General features: G+C 59.2%; 1 protein-coding gene. It reads right to left on the reverse strand.

Annotated features, from left to right (window positions below):
• The coding region (gene sfnG, locus PH558_RS34000) for a dimethylsulfone monooxygenase SfnG (RefSeq protein ID WP_285208559.1) at window positions 1-1,022 on the reverse strand (1,022 nt) is incomplete at both ends.

Raw genomic sequence — 1,022 nt, forward strand, 5'->3', positions numbered from 1 at the left:
CGCACCAGCGGAATGACGTGCTTGCCGAAATATTCGACCTCTTCCTGGAAATGCAGGAAGCCGAGAAGGATCAGATCGGCACCCACCTGCTTCAGAGCGATAATGCGCTCGGCAACCTGCTGCGGCGTGCCGATCAGGTTAGAGCGGAAACCGTCATTATACTGCACCAGATCCTCGAAGCTGGATTTCGCCCAATTGCCCTCGCCTTCCGGTGAAGCCTTGCCGGCATTCTTCACCTCGTGCCCGAAGGCCTTGACGGCATCGGGATTGGCTTTCTCGACAATCTCGGCAAGAACCGCCTTGGCTTCCTCTTCCGTCTCGCGCACGATCGCGAAGGCGTTGACGCCGATGCGCACATGATGGCCGTTCGCTTTTGCCTTGGATTGGATATCGTCCACCTGCTTGGCAATCTCCTCGGGCGTATTGCCATTGGTGAAATACCAGTCGGATACGCGCGCCGCCATGTCGCGGGCCGCACGCGACGAGCCACCCTGGAAAATTTCCGGCTGCGGATCGATCGGCTTCGGCTTCAGCGAATAATCGGTGAACCGATAGAAATCGCCACGGAAAGTGAAGCTGTCTTCGGTCCAGATGCCGCGCAGCGCCCGGATGAATTCTTCCGAGCGGCGGTAACGCTCGTCGTGATCGAGCCAGTGCTCGCCGATGGCCGCGAACTCGCCGCGAAACCAGCCGCTGACGATATTGACGGCGACGCGGCCGTTAGTCAGGTGGTTGATGGTGGCGATCTGCTTCGCTGCCAGCGCCGGCGTCCATGGTCCGGGCAGGATTGCGGCAATGACTTTCAATTTCGTCGTCGATTCCAGCAGAGCATGGCTGAAGGAAACGGATTCATGCTGAAACTCCGCGCCGTAGCCTGCGGTGAAGCGTATCTGGCTCAGCGCATAGTCGAAACCACTCGCCTCGGCGATCTGCGCAAGCTTTCTGTTGTAGTCGATCGTCCAGCTTGTGCGCTGCTCGATGTTCGAGATGACCAACCCGCCCGACACGTTCGGCACCCAGTA

Origin of the sequence: Rhizobium pantanalense, from assembly GCF_030182525.1 — a bacterium.
Classification (GTDB): Bacteria; Pseudomonadota; Alphaproteobacteria; order Rhizobiales; family Rhizobiaceae; genus Rhizobium.